Genomic DNA, 14,345 nt, shown 5'->3' with positions numbered 1-14,345 from the left:
TCGAAGTGTCCTGATTGGATCAGAAAAGTAATGCAGCAGGTGACGATAGCGAAAAACCTATTTCCGTCGCAACTTAGCCGATGGAGGCATATTGCCCGTTTCCCAGCGGCTAATCGTCGTCCTTTAGCTCCGCATCCCAGCCTTTACTCTTCGCATTGTTGACCGCCTGGGCATAGATGTGCGCATGCCGCTGCCGCAGATCATCGGGTAACCGGCTGGGCAGGTGGGCGTAGGGCTCCCATGCGGCATAAACTTTCTCGTAAAGATTTTGTATTTGCGCCGCATCCCATCCGGCACATTTTTCCGAGTCTGGCAGAATGCCGAACACCCAGGCATCGAATATCATGCGTCCGATATGAGTCAATCCCCCATCCTGGTCCTGGTCAACGCCCACATAATGTTGTTTCATCATCGCGTCAGTCCTGCATAAAGTACCGGCAGCTTCTCCGGCAATCGTTCCACATGATCGACGACCATATAGTTTTTCGCCCCAAAAATACGTGACACATATTGGTCGGCGCGAGGATCCAGACTCATGCAATAAGTGACGATGCCCGAGCGGCCGGCCTCTTCCACGGCTTTCCTGGTGTCATAACGCAAATATTGCGGGTCGCGTACATCCACATCCGCCGGTTCACCATCCGTGATCACCAGCAATAGTTTCTTGGATGATTTTTGCAGTTTGAGATAATGGGCGGCGTGACGGATCGCCGCGCCCATGCGAGTGGAAAGTTGTCCGGTCATGCCCGCCAGTCTTGCCTTAGGCACTTCATTATAAGCCTGTTCGAAATCCTTATAGCGATAATACTCGATGTTATGCCGTCCATCCGAACAAAAGCCATGAATGGCAAAAGGGTCTCCGATTTTTGCAATCGCGTCCGATAGCAGCACGGTGGCCTGACGAGTAAGTTCGAGCACGGTATAATCCTGCCCCGCCACCTTTTCATTGGTGGACTCTGACAGGTCCAGCAATACCAGTACCGAGATGTCGCGAACTTTTCTGACGGAGCGCATCATGATGCGCGGATCGGGATGCAGTCCCATGCGGATGTCCAGCACCGAACCAATGGCGGCATTGATATCAATCTCATCGCCATCTTCCAGCTTACGGATACGGCGCACTCCCTGTGGCTGCATGGCATCGAGTAAAAATTTCATGCGTGAAATTTCGCGCTTGTATCGTGCCGCAATGTCGTCAATGAGTCGCGTGTCGCCCGATTTAGCGCGCTTTTCCTGTACCGTTGCCCAGGCGGGGCGCTCAAGCTGAATCTGATAGTCCCATTCGGAATAATGGTAAGGCTGGGAAATCGGTTCCCTGCCTTCCGATTCGTTGTAAGAAATGCCATTGTCTTCATAGGGGAAGAATTCCGTGCCCATCACCCAGATTTCCTGGGCGTCATCCCCCGCGCTTTCCACTTCCACTTCATTGGCAAATTCCATGACGCTAACATATTTCCGGATTTGCCTCGGCTCTTCGTAGCCGGCTGTGAGCGATTTCTCGAAATCGAATTCCTCGAATTCCCAGAAATAGCGGTTGTCATCGAGATAAGGTGCGGTCAACAGATCCGTGCGTGGATGGAAGGCGATGCCCTTGTCTTTAATCCCGTGGGCAAGCTGCACACCAATTTCCCAGGACGTCCGGCTGGTATCGAGTCTGTCCTGCGCCTGAGCAAAGAGCATGCGGCCTTCAGCTATCCAGGCATCGTTATCTTGATAGCCAGGATCGAGTAATGCCCGAGCCAAGCGATTCAGATAATCGCCAATACTTGTATTCATTTCCGGTGTGGCCTGATGCAACATCGACCAGATCTGGCGCAGACCAGGAAAGCGCCTAATCGAAAGTGCTTCGACACGCGCATCTTCGATCACCGAAATGAGTGCCATCTGCAAGGGATTCAGCGCTTCCGCTGAGATAGGTTTTTTGGTTTCCACCAAATGCGCGGCTGCGTGAGCAGCCGCGGCGCGATAAACTTCGCTGGCAGCGACATCCCCAAACGCGTCGTAAGCATCCGGCAGGTGTATCAAATAATTTTCGATAAAAGGTTTATAGCCTTCGCGTGTTTCGAAGTCACCGGAAGTGGGCTTCATGAAAAAATCCCGCGCCCACAGGGCACGTAAATACATGTTGATACGGCGCTGCACATCGACAAACAGGGTGCCCTTGCGCTCTTTCTGCATCACAGCCAGTGATTCCTTGGAATCGAGGCTGAAATATCTGATCTGCTCTTCGTAATTGGTGCGGTGCGCGTGAGCACCCCACAATGCCCAGCGGCGCAGACCGCCCAAAGTCAGTTGTTGGAACAATACATCCAGGTTGTCGAGCATGGGACGCACACCGCGCGGTGCCTGGGCGATCAAGGTATTGAGGAATTGAAGATAGCTCTGGAACAGATGGGCATCGCCCAAACGTTTGGCTGCTGTCGGTGCGGTGGCAAGCATGAGTTCTATCACCGCGCCGGAAGTTTTGGAGGCCAGCATCAGGGCTGAGGTTGCCAGATCCGATACCACGTCCTCACCTATCTCTTTTGCTACCTGCGGGGCTTCATCGATCCAGGTATCCACCACTCCCCGCCCACGCCCCAAACCTCGCAGCGCTGCAGCGCCTTTCAGATAATTATCCAGCCCGCGCGGGGAAAAAATCTTGACCGCATCGGGCCAAGCGCTATGCAACAAGGCCGTGGACCCGGGTTCCAGGTTCTCCAGCAGTTCTTTATAGTCGTCGAGATGAATGCTCATACACGTCTCATTCCCTATTTGCTATCCGAATTCTGGGTGAACGTGTTTAAACGATCGCTGAAGAAGACCCTTCTGATATAAGTTCTGAGGTTCATTCGGATGTTCCTTGCAGCCTGTTCTCAAAAGAAGGTTGCGACAGCCGCATCCAGCGCATCGCGCATGTCGGGATCGTCGGTGATCGGACGCACCAAGGCGACCCGGCAAGCAGCATGCGCGTTTACTCCTTTGACAATAAGGCTGCCTGCATAAATCAGCATGCGGGTGGAAATGCCTTCATCCAGACCATGCCCCTTGAGGTTACGTGCACGTTCAGCGATCGAGACCAGTTTTTCCGCAATGTCTTTCGTCACACCGGTTTCATGCGTGACGATTTCGGTTTCAATCGCATGCTCGGGATAATTGAAATCCAGGCCACCGAAACGCTGCTTGGTGGATTGTTTCAAATCCTTCATTAGACTCTGGTAGCCGGGGTTGTAGGAAATCACGATCTGAAAGTCGGGATGGGCATGTACGAGCTCACCCTTCTTCTCGAGCGGCAATACGCGGCGATTATCGGTCAGCGGATGAATCACCACAGTGGTGTCCTGGCGAGCTTCCACGACTTCGTCAAGATAACAGATGGCGCCATAGCGGGCAGCAATAGCCAGCGGTCCATCCTGCCAGCGTGTGCCGTGCGCATCGAGCAGGAATCGGCCCACCAGATCGGAAGCCGTCATGTCCTCATTACATGCTACGGTAATCAATGGCTTTCCGAGTTTCCATGCCATGTATTCGACGAAACGGGTCTTGCCGCAACCGGTAGGACCTTTGAGCATCATGGGCATGCGCACGGAATAGGCAGCCTCAAATAACTCGACTTCGTCGGCGACAGGACGGTAGTAGGGCTCTTTGGTGATATGGTATTGTTCGATGGTATTGGACATGTTTTCACATTCTCCGGCAATGCGCACAAATGAACCCACCGCGCAAATGAGGCAGCGAGTGCTTGACTTTTTAGACGAACAAAAGCCCCCGCACCTTCCGGCGACGGGGGCTGTAGATTTCCCGCCGCCGTTTAAACGGTCTTGCCGCGGTAGATCACCATAGAGGTACCTTGGGACTGGGCAAAGTTGTCATAGCCCACCAGGCGCACATGGTTGTTGGGATTGGCTTTATGACAAGCATCGGCCTCCGCCAGAATGCGGTCGACATCGGTCTCGCCAAACATCGGCAGCTTCCACATATACCAGTAATTATCCATCAGATACTCGGGCTCGGTGTGCTCGACGGCAGGATTCCACCCCTTTTTCACGATGTATTCGACTTGCTTGCGAATATTTGCTTCATCCATCGCAGGCAGATACGAGAAGGTTTCAAATTTGCGGCTGGAAGGATCGTTCAGACGGCTTTTGTAATCTATCATCTCAGACATTATTAACTCCTGTGTTATTCGATTTGAATCACGGCGCACATTTAGTGCGCACGTGAATGTGCGCTTTACTTGTGAGCGACGTCCAGTTTGTCCACGGTATCGAATTCGAATTTGATTTCTTTCCACGTTTCCATGGCGATCTTCAGTTCGGGGCTGGAAGCCGCAGCTTTGGTCAGAATAGCTTTGGCTTCCTTCTCGATCGGCACACCCTGGTTACGGGCTTCGACGCAGGCTTCCAGCGCCACGCGGTTGGCAGCCGCGCCGGCGGCGTTGCCCCATGGGTGGCCCAGGGTGCCGCCGCCAAACTGCAGGCAGGCATCATCGCCAAAGATAGCGACCAGTGCAGGCATGTGCCAAACGTGGATACCGCCGGAAGCAACCGGGAACACGCCAGGCATGGAACCCCAGTCCTGATCAAACATGATGCCACGAGCGCGATCTTCCTTGATGAAACTGTCGCGCATCAGGTCGATCCAGCCCAGCGTGGCGGCACGGTCTCCTTCCAGCTTGCCAACCACCGTACCGGAATGGAGATGATCGCCACCGGATAGACGCAGAATCTTGGCAAGTACGCGGAAATGAATACCGTGGTGCGGGTTACGATCGATCACGGCATGCATGGCGCGGTGGATGTGCAGCAGGATGCCGTTGTTGCGGCACCAGTTGGCCAGGCCCGTGTTTGCGCAGAAGCCGCCAGTGATATAGTCGTGCATGATGATGGGCGCGCCAATTTCCTTTGCATACTCGGCACGCTTGTACATTTCTTCCGGGGTGGGCGCGGTTACGTTCAGATAGTGACCTTTGCGTTCACCGGTTTCACGTTCAGCCTTGTGGATGGCTTCCATGACAAAGTCGAAACGCTGACGCCAGCGCATGAAAGGCTGGCTGTTAACATTTTCGTCATCCTTCGTCAGATCCAGGCCGCCGCGCAGACACTCATACACAGCCCGGCCGTAGTTCTTGGCGGACAAGCCCAGCTTGGGTTTGATGGTGCAGCCCAGCAAAGCGCGGCCATATTTGTTGAGCATGTCCCGCTCAACCTGGATGCCGTGGGGGGGGCCACCGCAGGTTTTCACGTAAGCGATGGGAAAGCGGACATCTTCCAGTCGGAGGCCACGGATGGCCTTGAAGCCGAACACGTTGCCAACCAGGGAAGTGAACACGTTGACCACGGAGCCTTCTTCGAACAGGTCGATTGGATATGCAACGAAAGCATAGAAACAGGTATCATCACCGGGTACGTCTTCAATGCGGTAAGCACGGCCCTTGTAGTAATCCAAATCGGTCAGAAGATCGGTCCAGACCGTGGTCCAGGTGCCTGTGGAGGATTCTGCGGCGACTGCTGCAGCGGCTTCTTCACGGTCGACCCCGGGCTGGGGGGTAATCTTGAAACATGCCAGAATGTCGGTATCCAGCGGCGTGTAATCCGGCATCCAGTAGGTTTGCCGGTACTCTTTCACGCCGGCGTTGTATGTTTTCCCTGCCATAGTATTTTCTCCAGTTGAATTCCACTCATTTCCATTGGAACGAGGGAGCGTTACAGACATTACCACTTGCATAAGTGCTTGAAATTCTGGCGCTCACTATATCGATAATCAACCATAAGAACAAATTAATAATTTTAATGATTATGATAAGATAAAGCTTATTATTTGTAATATATCCACTCATGCTACATCTCACCCTCAGGCAACTAAAAGTTTTCGAATCGGTCGCCCACAATCTAAGTTTTTCGCGTGCCGCGGAAGATCTCTTCCTCACCCAGCCGGCGGTTTCGATGCAAATCAAGCAATTAGAGGACAATGTCGGTCTGCCCCTATTTGAACAACTGGGTAAGAAAATTTATCTGACTGATGCCGGGCGCGAGCTGTATCACTATAGTCGCGCAATTTCGCAGCAACTGGCCGATATGGAACTTGCGCTGGACGAATTGAAAGGTCTCGAACGAGGCAAGCTCCATATCTCGGTGGTGAGCACCGCCAAATATTTTGCCCCACACCTGCTGGCCAGGTTTTGCCAGCGTTACAGCGGCATTACCGTAAACCTCAATGTTTCCAATCGGGAAACGGTGCTGAAGCAATTGTCCGACAATGTGATCGATCTCGCCATTATGGGTCAACCGCCGGATGGCCTGGATATCACCACTGACTCATTCATGGAAAATCCCCTCGTCATCATTGCTCCACCGAATCATCCTCTATGTAATGTTCGCCGCATTCCGGTAAAAAGATTGGAGCAGGAAACGTTCCTGGTGCGCGAACCCGGCTCCGGTACACGGGGAGCAATGGAGCGCTTTTTTATGAAGCATCATATTTCCATTAATCGGGGCATGGAAACTGATACCAGCGAGGCGATCAAACAGGCGGTGCAAGCGGGAATGGGACTTGGGATCATGTCATTGCACATCGTCGAGCTGGAACTCGAAACCAAGCGGCTGAAGATTCTGGATGTGCAGGGCTTTCCTATCATGCGCCACTGGTACGTGGTGCACCTGAAAAATAAACGCCTTTCAAGCGTGGCGCAGGCATTCAGAAAATTCTTGTTGAAGGAAGCGCCCGAGTTGATGCCGGATATAACAGGCGTGGCAAAATGGATGCCGGACGGGGAAAAAAGCTAAAAAATGGCGCGTGATTATTCTTAAGTTGGCGACCAACCTCCACCCAAAGCCCTGTAGAGCTGAATAATGGATACCAGATGCAGACGGTGTGTTGCCGCGAGGGCGTATTCGGCATTGAACAGATTACGCTTGGCAAGGAGCACATCCACATAGCTCGTGACGCCTCCGCGATAGCGGAGATCGGCCACATGCAATGCCGAGCCCAGCGCCTCGACCTGCTCGTGCTGCGCCTTGCGCTGATCATTGACTTTACGAACCGCCACCAGCGCATCTTCCACTTCCTTGAATGCCACCAGGATGGTTTGTTTGTATTGCGCCAATACCTGTCTCGCCTGGGCTTCCGCGGCCCGCTGTTCGAAACCCAGGCCTTGCGCATTCAGCAATGGGCCGGCCAGCCCGAGCCCGCCCACTCCAAACTCGCTTCCCGAGAGCAGCAGATTGGATAAAGCCGGACTGGCTACCCCCAGAAAGCCCGTAATCGTGAGCTTGGGAAACCGCGCCGCTTTGGCCATGCCGATTCTGGCGGTGGCCGCCGCCAAGGTTTGCTCAGCCTGGAGAATATCGGGGCGCCGTTGCAATAATTCGGAAGGCAGGCCGGCTGGCACTTCCGGCGGCATCAGTTGTTCTGTCAGCGAGGGGCCTCGCGCAATCGGCATGGGATTTTTTCCAAGCAATACACTCAGCTCATTTTCCTTCTGAACCTTTTGCCGTTCAAGTTCCGCCACTCTGGTAGCGGCGTTGGCACGTTCCGCTTCAAACTGATCCAGATCGAGACGGGAAATTACTCCGCCTTGCAGTTGCGCCCGGGCAATGGCAACCGATTCTTCCCATGATGACAGGGCACGCCGGGCAATATTCTGCTGCATATCGAATTGCAAAAGGTCGAAATAGGACTGCGCCACCGAACTTACCAGTGTAAGCACGATTGCCCGGCGATTCTCCTCGCGCGCCATCAGGTCGGCACGGGCAGCCTCATTGGAACGGCGCAGCCTGCCCCAGATATCCAGTTCCCAGTTCAGGGTCGTCTGTCCGAAATAATTGAAGGGTGTCGGAAAGCCGGGGATAAGGAAGCCGCCAAGCGTGCCCATCGCCGGTGCATTGGCGTTGATATCCATTTTGGGGAGAAAATCCATGCGTGCTATCCCCAGGCGGGCCTGGAGTTCCTCGACGCTCGCGATCGCTTGTTTGAGATCCTTATTTTCCAGCAGAGCCTGGTTGATGAGCCGTTGCAGTTCCTCATCCCGAAGAAGCTCCCACCAAGGCAGATTGGCGATGGATTGCCCTTCCGTTTCTGTCATGCGAAACTTCTCGGCGGTGTCGATAGCGGGCCGGAAATAGTCCGGTCCCATGGCGCACGCTGTCAGAAGCAGGCCCGGGATAAGCAATAATATCCGTCCCCACGAGTGACTATTTTTCTTCCGTAAAGGCGAGATTATCATTTGTTTAGTTTGTATGATGATTGCGCTGCACTTCCTGTTGTCACTGCACTTATACGAGTGAGGAGGGAGTCGGGAAAAGATTAGCTTGGGACCTCATCGAATTTGCTCCCTCGTATCGCAGAACTTCCAATCTTTTCCGCCGAGACCTATCATCTGGCACCCCTATCCTGGCGACCATCCTCCACCCAAAGCCTTATAGAGCTGAACGACGGACACCAGATGCAAGCGGCGCGTAGCCGTAAGGGCAAATTCGGCATCGAAGAGAGTGCGTTTGACAAGGAGTACATCCACATAGCTCGTAATGCCCCCCCGGTAGCGTGCATCGGATACGCGTAAAGCTGAGCGCAGCGCTTCGATCTGAACTTGCTGCGCCTTGCGCTGATCATTGACTTTACGAACTGCCACCAGCGCGTCTTCCACTTCCTTGAATGCCACCAGGATGGTTTGCTCATATTGCGCCAACACCTGTCTTGCCTGAGCTTCCACGGCCCGCTGTTCGAAACCCAGGCTTTGCGCATTCAGCAGTGGGCCGGCCAAGCCGAGCCCGCCCACTCCAAACTCGCTTCCCGAGAGCAGCAGATTGGATAAAGCCGGACTGGCTACCCCCAGAATGCCCGTAATCGTGAGCTTGGGAAACCGCGCCGCTTTGGCCATGCCGATTCTGGCGGTGGCCGCCGCCAGGGTTTGTTCAGCCTGGAGAATATCGGGGCGTCGTTGCAACAGCTCGGAAGGCAGGCCGGCGGGCACTTCCGGCGGCGTCAACTGATCTGTCAGCTTGCGTCTCCGCTGAATCGCCATGGGGTTTTTTCCAAGCAATACGCTCAGTTCATTCTCTTTCTGGACCATTTGCCGGCCAAGTTCCGCCACTCTGGTCTCCGCATTGGCATGCTCCGCCTCGAACTGATTCAGATCGAGACGGGAAATCAGCCCGCCTCGCAGTTGCGCGCGGGCAATGGCAACCGAGTCCGCCCAGGAGGATAGCGCGCGCTGGGCAATATCGAGCTGCATATCAAATTGCAAAAGGTCGAAATAAGACTGCGCCACCGAACTTACCAGTGTAAGCACGATTGCCCGGCGATTCTCCTCACGCGCCAGCAGATCGGCACGGGCTGCTTCACTGGAACGGCGCAGCCTGCCCCAGATATCCAGTTCCCAGTTCAGGGTCGTCTGTCCGAAATAATTGAAGGGCGTGGGAAATCCGGGAAGAAGGAAGCCGCCGAGGGTGCCCATCGCCGGTGCATTGGCGTTGATATCCATTTTAGGGAGGAAATCCATGCGTGCTATTCCCAGGCGGGCCTGGAGTTCCTCGACGCTCGCGACCGCCCGCTTGAGATCCTTATTTTCCAGTAGAGCCTGGTTGATGAGCCGTTGCAGTTCCTCATCCCGAAGAAGCTCCCACCAGGGCAGATTGGCGATGGATTGCCCTTCCGTTTCTGTCATGCGAAACTTCTCGGCGGTGTCGATAGGGGGCCGGAAATAGTCCGGTCCCATAGCGCAGGAGGCCAGGAACAAGCTGGAGAATAATAGAATACCGACTCTGTTAATGTATTGCGTCATGCCGTTCCTGTTGGGTCCACATTTATTATTCTTCTTTGGCTGAGGAGGAATCATCAGTTGCAGTTCGCTGAGTTTCAGCCGTCGCATGCTTACCTCGGTGCGTGATTTTCCCAATCATTACAAAAAAAAGCGGCACGAAAAAGATAGCCAGAAACGTGGCAGCCAACATGCCCCCGAATACGCCCGTCCCAATGGAATTCCGGCTGGCCGCGCCGGCTCCGGACGCTATCACGAGGGGAAATACACCGAGAATAAAGGCCAGGGAAGTCATGATGATAGGCCGGAAACGGAGGCGTGCCGCTTCGAGTGCGGCGTCAGTCAGTGATAAGCCCGCTACGTATCGTTGATTGGCAAACTCGACGATCAGGATGGCATTTTTTGCGGCCAGACCGATCAGTGTCACCAATCCGATCTGAAAATAGATATCATTGGTCAGGCCCCGCGTCCAGATGGCTAGCAACGCGCCCAAAATTCCAAAGGGTATGGCGAGAATGACCGCCAGCGGAATGGACCAGCTTTCGTACAAAGCGGCCAGAACGAGAAAGACCATAAGTAGGGCGAAGGCGAATACCAGGACGGATTGTCCTCCCGCTTTATGCTCCTGGAACGATATCCCGCTCCAATCGATCGCATAACCCCGGGGCGTCAGGACTTCATCGGCTACCTGCTCCAGCGCCGCAAGGGCTTGGCCTGAGCTGTATCCCGGCGCGGCGCCTCCCAGCACCAGTGCGGTGTTGAATCCGTTGAAATGCGTGACCGGATCCGGGCCGCTGGTAAATTCGGTGGTGACGACCGAGTCCAGAGGAATCATGGTGCGTCCCTCGTTATTCTGGGCGCGCACGTAGACCTTGCTGATATCGTTCGGATTGGACCGATATTCCGGCAGCGCTTCCGTTTGCACGCGATAAATACGGCCGAATTTTACGAAATCGTTGATGTATAGATTCCCGAAATAAGCTTGCATGGTATCAAAGACCTCGGAAATGGGCACGCCCAGCGCTTTTGCCCGCTCCCGGTCCACCTGCGCATAGAGGCGGGGTGCGCTCACCCGAAAATTCGTGCTGGCAGCCGCAATCGCCGGATGTTCCATTGCCTTGGCTACAAATTCCTGCGCAACGGCGGCAAATTCGGCAAAATCGCCCCCGCTGGGGTCTTGCAATTGCAGGGAAAAGCCTCCCGTGGAACCAAGACCCCGGATCGAGGGCGCATTGAAGGCCAGGATCAAAGCTTCGGGAATCTTGGCAAATTCCTGAAAAGCCGCCGCAATAAGGCCGGGAACCTGCTCTTCAGCATTCCTGCGTGTATCCCAATGATGCAGCGGGACGAACATCGTCGCCTGATTTGTTCCGCGCGTCCCGAAAACAAAATTCTGTCCGGCCAGCGTATCTGTCGAGTGAACGGCCGGAACCGACTGGAAATAACTCTCGATTTTACTCAGAACCTCTATTGTCCGTGTCTTGGAGGCGCCATCCGGCAGTTGGACGATGGTGATAAAATAGCCCTGATCTTCTTCCGGAAGGAAACTGCCCGGGATGGTTCTGAATAGGCCGAAGATGACCGCTATCAGCGTCCCGAAGACTACCAGAGCTATCACCGATCGTTTCAGGATGACTCCAACAACCCCGGTGTAGTGCGTCTGCATCCAGTCAAACGACCGGTTGAAGGTTTTCCAGACTCCCCTGGGCTGGCTGTGGCTTGGCTTGAGAACCAGGGCGCAGAGGGCAGGGCTCAGGGTCAGTGCCACGAACCCGGAAATGGCTACCGACAGGGCGATGGTAATCGCGAACTGCTTGTACAGCTCGCCGGTGATTCCTCCCAGAAAGGCGACCGGCACAAACACGGCAGCCAGCACCAGGACAATCGCAATAACTGGCCCGGTCACTTCGTCCATCGCCTTTTTAGCGGCATCCTTGGGCGATAGACCCCCTTGTGTCATGTGCCGCTCGACATTCTCCACCACCACGATCGCATCATCCACCACGATGCCGATAGCCAGCACCATGCCGAACAGGGTCAGGGTATTGATTGAAAATCCCAGCGCCGCCATACCGGCAAGGGTTCCAATGAGCGAAATAGGGACAGCGATGGCCGGAATGAGCGTCGCGCGCCAGCTCTGCAAAAAAATAAAGACGACCAGGATGACCAGGAGCGTCGCTTCAACAAGCGTCTTTACGACCTCCTTGATGGAAACGTCAATGAACGTGGTGGTGTCGTAGGGAATATCATAGGACACCCCCACCGGAAAACTCTTGGAAAGTTTATCCATCTCCTCACGGACCCGCTGGACGGTATCGAGCGCATTGGCTCCGGGCGCGAGAAAGGTCAAGAGAAACGTGTTGGGCTTGCCGTTCCACCGCCCTTCAAGGTCATAGGATTGAGCGCCCAGTTCCACCCGCGCGATATCCCGCAGCCGCACCATGGAACCATCGGGGTAGGCCCGCACGATCATGTCTTCAAATTCGTTTACCTCGCTCATGCGTCCGCGCGTGATGACCGGGATGGTGAGTTCTGTGCCTTGAGATGTGGGTTCACGGCCTATCCTTCCAGCCGGGAAATCCCGATTCTGTTCCCGGACAACTGCCGCGACCTCAGTGGGCGTGAGATCGAGTTGCGCCATCCGGACAGGATCGAGAATTAACCGCATGGAATAGTTCTGGCCGCCAAAGATAGTCGCATCCCCGACACCAGGAAGCCGTTTGACGTTATCGAGAATGCGGAGCAGGGCATAATTTGAGAGAAAAACAGTGTCATGCCTGGGATCGGTTGAGCTCAGCGCGATGACTGCCAGCAGATCCGGCGACGTCTTTTTAACGGTTACGCCCTGGCGAACGACTTCATCAGGCAATTGCGGTTCGGCAAGTCGCTGCCGGTTCTGTGTCTGGACTTGCGCGATATCCACGTCAGTCCCGATTTCGAACGTGAGCCTCATTGTCATATGCCCATCATTCGTGCTGGTGGAATCGTAGTACAGAAGATTATCGATACCGGGAAGCTGTACCTCGATCGGACGCGCCACAGCCTCCGCGACAACTTCCGCGCTGGCACCGGGATAGTCCGCGTCGATCTGCACCATGGGCGGCGTGATTTGCGGAAACTGGGCAATGGGCAGCGTCTTTAACGCGACCAGGCCGACCACCACAATAATGATGGACAGAACCGACGCAAAAATTGGACGATCGATAAAAAAATGGGGAGTCATGGGGTCTTTTGCGTAGCTTCTTGTCCTTCGGAATGGTCATTCGAAGCATTCTCTCCATTCCGGTATGGAATTACGCTTACTTGGACGCCTGGCCGCACGCGATGAAAACCTTCCACCACCACCCGTTCCCCTGGATGTAGACCTTTTTCGATCAGCCATTCATTCCCATGCCATGTACTAGCCTGGATCGGGCGCAGTTCCGCTTTGTCTTCCGCATCGATCACATAAACAAACGATCCTTTGGGTCCCTGCTGAACCGCACGCTGCGGGATAAGCATGGCGCCGGTACGGATGTAACCCTTGAGGCGAATCTTGACGAACTGTCCAGGGTAAAAATAGGATTGCCCGGGAGAAAATCCCCCTTCCGGGTTGGGAAACATAAACCGCGCTTGCAGCATACCCGTCTCGGACCGCAAGGTAACATCCGCAAAATCCAATATCCCTTCCCCCGGATACACACTCCCATCCGAAAAGGTCATTACGCCGCGTAATTGAAAAATATCCGGCCGCTGCACTTTATGTTCAGCGAGTTCGCGGCGCCGCCGGAGGAGATAGCTTTCCGGAACGCTCACATTTACATACATGGGGTCCAGTTGATCGATGGTGGTCAGAAGCGTCGTCTGAGCGGAAACCAATCGTCCTTCGTAGAAATGGCTGCGGCCGACGCGGCCGCTCACGGGCGCGGTGATCAGTGTGTTGTCGAGATCAAATTTCGCTTTTATCAGGTCGCTTTGGGCAGCCTCCAGCGCAGCTTTGGCTTCCAGCGTTCCCGCCACGGCATCGTCGACGTTTTTTTTGCTGACAGCTTGTTGCTCGAGAAGGGGTTTTACACGGGCCAGATCCTGTTCCATCTGGACCAGCCGGGCCTGAGCCTGAGCCACTCTCGCTTTGCCACTGAGATAAAGGGCCTGGAATGGCACCGGATCGATCAGGTATAACTGATCATCCTTTTTGACATTTCGGCCTTCGGTAAAAAAGACTTTTTTGATGATCCCGGTCACTTGCGGTCGAATTTCCACCGGGCGAAAGGCTTCCGTTTGCCCGATAAACTCCGGTTCATCCGGGACTGTTTGAGTGGTCACGGTAATGATTTCCACTTGCGGAGTGGGCGGAGGGGGAGCAGGCGCCTTCTCTGAGCAGCCGGCAAGCAGAATCAGGAATAGCCCGGCATTCATACGAATAATGCCAGTCCTGTTCAGGATGACTCGCCTTATCAACCATTGGATTGTCGAGTTCATATGTCCTGGGTCTTGGATTATCCTGAAAAAAAGAATCTGATGAAGATGCAGCAATCAGGATGTTATCGGAAATTTCGGTTTCCGGAAGATCAGATCTCGGTGGAAATCCAAAGAAACTTCAATTCGATGCCCGTGACGCGGCATCGAT

10 protein-coding genes are annotated in these 14,345 nt (G+C 54.5%); 1 reads left to right on the top strand and 9 read right to left on the bottom strand.

The window, feature by feature from the left end; all coding sequences use genetic code 11:
• Positions 1-109: 109 nt before the first annotated feature.
• From SQ11_RS00425 to SQ11_RS00405, 5 genes are all read right to left on the bottom strand, one after another.
• Complete coding sequence (locus SQ11_RS00425) at positions 110-412, bottom strand: hypothetical protein (protein ID WP_041512163.1); 303 nt, start codon at positions 410-412, stop codon at positions 110-112.
• Positions 409-2,736: a nitric oxide reductase activation protein NorD gene (locus SQ11_RS00420; protein ID WP_041512162.1), complete on the bottom strand. Its 2,328-nt coding sequence runs from the start codon at positions 2,734-2,736 to the stop codon at positions 409-411. The genes SQ11_RS00425 and SQ11_RS00420 overlap by 4 nt, the downstream gene beginning before the upstream one ends.
• A 119-nt stretch (positions 2,737-2,855) precedes the next feature.
• Positions 2,856-3,659 (bottom strand): CbbQ/NirQ/NorQ/GpvN family protein, encoded by an 804-nt coding sequence (locus SQ11_RS00415; protein ID WP_041512161.1) that lies wholly within the window; start codon positions 3,657-3,659, stop codon positions 2,856-2,858.
• Positions 3,660-3,790: 131 nt separating this feature from the next.
• Positions 3,791-4,147: a ribulose bisphosphate carboxylase small subunit gene (locus tag SQ11_RS00410; protein ID WP_041512160.1), complete on the bottom strand. Its 357-nt coding sequence runs from the start codon at positions 4,145-4,147 to the stop codon at positions 3,791-3,793.
• 65 nt (positions 4,148-4,212) lie between these two features.
• Positions 4,213-5,634, bottom strand: a complete 1,422-nt coding sequence (locus SQ11_RS00405) for a form I ribulose bisphosphate carboxylase large subunit (protein ID WP_041512159.1) — start codon at positions 5,632-5,634, stop codon at positions 4,213-4,215.
• Positions 5,635-5,816: 182 nt separating this feature from the next.
• On the opposite strand from SQ11_RS00405, the gene SQ11_RS00400 reads away from it, so the two are divergent.
• Positions 5,817-6,764 carry a LysR family transcriptional regulator gene (locus tag SQ11_RS00400; protein WP_041512158.1) on the top strand — a complete coding sequence of 316 codons (948 nt, stop codon included), beginning with the start codon at positions 5,817-5,819 and terminating at the stop codon, positions 6,762-6,764.
• A gap of 20 nt (positions 6,765-6,784) precedes the next feature.
• Here SQ11_RS00400 and SQ11_RS00395 read toward each other — a convergent pair whose 3' ends face one another.
• From SQ11_RS00395 to SQ11_RS00380, 4 genes are all read right to left on the bottom strand, one after another.
• Positions 6,785-8,149 (bottom strand): efflux transporter outer membrane subunit, encoded by a 1,365-nt coding sequence (locus SQ11_RS00395; protein WP_232297837.1) that lies wholly within the window; start codon positions 8,147-8,149, stop codon positions 6,785-6,787.
• A gap of 216 nt (positions 8,150-8,365) precedes the next feature.
• Positions 8,366-9,760: an efflux transporter outer membrane subunit gene (locus tag SQ11_RS00390; protein ID WP_041512455.1), complete on the bottom strand. Its 1,395-nt coding sequence runs from the start codon at positions 9,758-9,760 to the stop codon at positions 8,366-8,368.
• A gap of 25 nt (positions 9,761-9,785) precedes the next feature.
• Positions 9,786-12,959, bottom strand: a complete 3,174-nt coding sequence (locus SQ11_RS00385) for a multidrug efflux RND transporter permease subunit (RefSeq protein ID WP_041512157.1) — start codon at positions 12,957-12,959, stop codon at positions 9,786-9,788.
• Positions 12,956-14,197 carry an efflux RND transporter periplasmic adaptor subunit gene (locus tag SQ11_RS00380; protein WP_041512156.1) on the bottom strand — a complete coding sequence of 414 codons (1,242 nt, stop codon included), beginning with the start codon at positions 14,195-14,197 and terminating at the stop codon, positions 12,956-12,958. The genes SQ11_RS00385 and SQ11_RS00380 overlap by 4 nt, the downstream gene beginning before the upstream one ends.
• Between the last annotated feature and the right edge of the window lie 148 nt (positions 14,198-14,345).

It is taken from the genome of Nitrosospira sp. NpAV, assembly GCF_000832065.1.
Taxonomy (GTDB): domain Bacteria; phylum Pseudomonadota; class Gammaproteobacteria; order Burkholderiales; family Nitrosomonadaceae; genus Nitrosospira.
This window is presented reverse-complemented; position numbering and strand designations above follow the sequence as displayed.

What these genes read in the sequence shown, in the direction of transcription:
- SQ11_RS00405 (WP_041512159.1), bottom strand. Translation starts at nt 5,634, where the DNA reads ATGGCAGGGAAAACATACAACGCCGGCGTGAAAGAGTACCGGCAAACC.
- SQ11_RS00385 (WP_041512157.1), bottom strand. Translation starts at nt 12,959, where the DNA reads ATGACTCCCCATTTTTTTATCGATCGTCCAATTTTTGCGTCGGTTCTG.
- SQ11_RS00380 (WP_041512156.1), bottom strand. Translation starts at nt 14,197, where the DNA reads ATGAACTCGACAATCCAATGGTTGATAAGGCGAGTCATCCTGAACAGG.
- SQ11_RS00390 (WP_041512455.1), bottom strand. Translation starts at nt 9,760, where the DNA reads ATGACGCAATACATTAACAGAGTCGGTATTCTATTATTCTCCAGCTTG.
- SQ11_RS00415 (WP_041512161.1), bottom strand. Translation starts at nt 3,659, where the DNA reads ATGTCCAATACCATCGAACAATACCATATCACCAAAGAGCCCTACTAC.
- SQ11_RS00410 (WP_041512160.1), bottom strand. Translation starts at nt 4,147, where the DNA reads ATGTCTGAGATGATAGATTACAAAAGCCGTCTGAACGATCCTTCCAGC.
- SQ11_RS00400 (WP_041512158.1), top strand. Translation starts at nt 5,817, where the DNA reads ATGCTACATCTCACCCTCAGGCAACTAAAAGTTTTCGAATCGGTCGCC.
- SQ11_RS00425 (WP_041512163.1), bottom strand. Translation starts at nt 412, where the DNA reads ATGATGAAACAACATTATGTGGGCGTTGACCAGGACCAGGATGGGGGA.
- SQ11_RS00420 (WP_041512162.1), bottom strand. Translation starts at nt 2,736, where the DNA reads ATGAGCATTCATCTCGACGACTATAAAGAACTGCTGGAGAACCTGGAA.